4 protein-coding genes are annotated in these 3147 nt (G+C 59.3%); all 4 read left to right on the top strand.

Features of this window, described 5'->3' with window-relative positions; all coding sequences use genetic code 11:
• The first annotated feature begins 255 nt into the window (after nt 1–255).
• Nucleotides 256–747: a DUF2167 domain-containing protein gene (locus tag HQL56_19195; protein MBF0311643.1), complete on the top strand. Its 492-nt coding sequence runs from the start codon at nt 256–258 to the stop codon at nt 745–747.
• A 3-nt stretch (nt 748–750) separates the two neighbouring features.
• Entirely contained in the window at nt 751–1146 is a 396-nt protein-coding gene (locus HQL56_19190) for a DUF2167 domain-containing protein (protein ID MBF0311642.1), read from the top strand.
• 2 nt (nt 1147–1148) lie between these two features.
• A complete protein-coding gene (locus tag HQL56_19185) occupies nt 1149–1865 on the top strand; it encodes a site-2 protease family protein (protein ID MBF0311641.1) in 717 nt (238 codons plus the stop codon).
• A gap of 131 nt (nt 1866–1996) precedes the next feature.
• Nucleotides 1997–3091, top strand: coding sequence for a cell division protein ZapE (gene zapE, locus HQL56_19180; GenBank protein MBF0311640.1), 1095 nt, complete (start codon nt 1997–1999; stop codon nt 3089–3091).
• Nucleotides 3092–3147: the final 56 nt, after the last annotated feature.

The raw sequence follows: 3147 nt of genomic DNA, 5'->3' as shown, positions 1-3147 counted from the left end.
TGATGGTCCCCAGACCCCTGCAATAATGCAAAAATGAAACAGAAACGGAATGAGACGGGTTCAGGGCTCTGTTTCGGGGGCCTTGCCCCGACAGGCTTACGGAGACCGGATACGGCTGACCATCGACCGATTTTCAGGAATGACCATACTTGACGCCACTTTTTTGCCTGTGTTACCCTTTTACTGTTTACTATTTAATAATCAGACCGCAAATCTGCCCCATTTCCCGGACAATCGATATTTACAGGAGATCTCATGTTCATTTTGCGATTATTGACGATATTGCTGGCTTTCTCCGCTTCCGCCTTCGCCGAACTCTCCCCCGAGGTGATACGGGAACTGGAGAGTATCGACCAGGAGATGAGTCGCGTTGCCGTCCGGGGGCCCGCCGATATCGCCTTGCGGGATCAGGCCGTTCTGCATCTGCCTTCCGGCCAGCACTTCATACCGGATGCCACGGCGGCCAAGTTGATGCGAGCCTATGGCAATACCCCCAACTCCAACCTTCTCGGTCTTATCGCTCCGAATGAAAACAACGACTGGACGGTGATTCTCCAATACGAAAACTCCGGCTACATCAAGGACGACGACGCCAAGGAGTGGAATGTCGAGGAGTTGTTCGAGTCTCTGAAAAAGGGCACCGAGGCCGCCAACGAACGGCGGCGCGCCAAAGGAATTCCGGGGTTGCACGTCATCGGATGGGTGGAGAAACCCAGCTACGATGCCGAAAACCATCGCCTGGTCTGATCGATGGAGGCCCGTTCCGAGGACGATCCCCCCGATTCCGTTTCCGGCATCAACTACAGCACCTACGCCCTGGGACGCGAAGGGTTTATCCACCTCAATCTGATTAGCGACATCAAGCAGATTGCCAAAGACAAAGCCGTGGTTTGGAATCTACTGGACCAGACAAGCTTCAATCCCGGTAAAGCCTACACCGACTTCAACGCCTCCACCGACCGGGTTGCTGAATTCGGTCTGGCTGCGCTGGTGGTCGGCGCCGCCGCCAAGAAATTCGGCCTCTTCGCCCTCATCGCCGCCTTCCTCGCCAAGTTCGGCAAGGTCATCTTCCTCGCCGCAGCCGGTCTCGCCGCCGTGTCGGGGGCCTGGCTGCGCCGCAAGAAAACGGCCACCACGGAGGAGTAGCCGTGAAAACCCTGACTCTGCTGCTGACCGGCCTCAAACTGAATCAAATCCTCCTTTCCGGGGGCTCCATGCTGCTTTCGGTGTTCACCTACGCCCTGCTCTACGGCTGGGGCTACGGCGTCGGCTTCGTCGGCCTGCTTCTGCTCCACGAAACGGGCCACTTCCTGGCGGCCCGCCAACAAGGGCTCAACGTCGGCCTCCCCACCTTCCTGCCCTTCGTCGGGGCCTGGATCGAGTTGAAGGAGCAACCCCGCGATGCACAGACCGAAGCCTGGATCGGTCTCGCCGGACCTCTCCTCGGCACTATCGCCGCCCTCGCCTGCTACTACCTGGCCCGCCTCACCGACAGCTCCCTGCTTCTGGCCTGCTCCTACTCCGGCTTCGTCCTCAACCTCTTCAACCTCATCCCCCTGCACCCCTTCGACGGAGGTCGCATCACCGCCGTCCTCTCCCCGCGCCTCTGGCTGATCGGCTTTCCCCTCCTCCTCGGAATCTTCATCGTCCATGCCAACCCGCTGCTCCTTTTCATGGCCCTGATCTCCTTCCCCCAGGTTGTCAAAGCCTGGCGATACAACCCCGACGCCCCCGAAAATCAGGTCTATTACGCCGCCTCCCTGGGCGTGCGCCTCGAATACGCCTTCTATTACCTCGCCCTGATCCTCTTCCTGGCCCTCATGTGCCAAAACGTCCATGAGATGCTCCCGGCATCCCGGCGTTGACGGCGCGCTAACCGATAATACAAATTAATCACCAAATTGGATTTTTTGCTTTCCGAACAGTCACACTTCTGTTACATTTTGTGCGGCACAAAATACACATCAATTTTTTGTGAAATAAGGCCTATTTCAACATGATGGTAACTGCCACGCTCTCCCCTGGGGAGGAGTCATCGGGAAGGATCGCGCCGAGCCGGTTGTTTCAGCAAGCGGTTGCGGAGGGTCGTCTGAAGGCGGACGCTTTGCAACTGGCGGCGCTGCCCTGGCTGGACCGGACTGCGGCGGCGCTGGAGGCTCCGGTTTGCCGGCAGCTATTCCGGGGGGTGGAGGTATGGCGTCCCGCGACGGAGGGGTTGGAGCGGCCTCGTGGGCTTTATCTGCATGGTCCGGTAGGGCGGGGCAAGTCGATGTTGATGCAGCTTTTGTTCGATGCGGTTGGCACGGACAAGAAGCGGCGGGTTCATTTTCATCCCTTCATGGAGGAGTTGCAGCAGATTCTGTTCAAGGCGAGGCCGCCGGGCAATCGGGATTTGATGTGGCATGTGGCCAGCGAGCTGGCGGCGGAGGTACGGCTGCTTTGTTTCGATGAATTTTTCGTCACCACCATTGCCGACGGCATGTTGTTGGGGCGGTTGCTGGAGGCGTTGTTCCAGTGTGGGGTGGTATTGTGCGCCACCAGCAACTGGGCGCCGCAGCATTTGTATCAGGATGGGTTCAATCGGGCCAGTTTCATGCCGTTCATCGACAAGCTCACGGCCAATGTGGAGGTGGTGGAGGTGAGCGAGGGCCAGGACTGGCGGCGGCGGCCCGAGGGGTTGTTGCGGCATGCGGAGACGCCGCAGGAGCTGTATCGGCAGTTGGCGGGGGAGGAGGCGCGGAGTGTGGTCATTGCCTTGCGTCATGCCCAGGTTCCGGCGTTGGGGGCGGCCAACGGGGTGCATTGGTTTTCCATGGCGGATTTATGTGCGCGGCATTTGGGGCGGGCGGAATTTCTGGAGCTGTGCGGGCAGTCCCGTGCGGTGATTCTGTCGGGCATGGTTCATTTTCATCCCGAATCGCCGGATATGGTGATGCGTTTCATCGTGTTGGTGGATCTGCTTTACGAGCATCGCGTTCCGCTGCAGGTATATGGGGAGTGCGACCCGGAGGAGTCGTGTGTTGAGGGTCCGGCGGCGTTTGCTTTCAGACGGTGTTTGTCGCGCATGCACGAGTTGAGCCGGTTGTTTTGAGAATACGGGGGTCCGGGGGGGATTATCCCCCCCGGCGGGGTTCGGGGCGGAGCCCC

Source organism: Magnetococcales bacterium (genome assembly GCA_015231925.1).
Taxonomy (GTDB): domain Bacteria; phylum Pseudomonadota; class Magnetococcia; order Magnetococcales; family JADGAQ01; genus JADGAQ01.
Note: the sequence above shows the minus strand (reverse complement) of the source record. Positions and strands in the feature narration are given on the sequence as shown.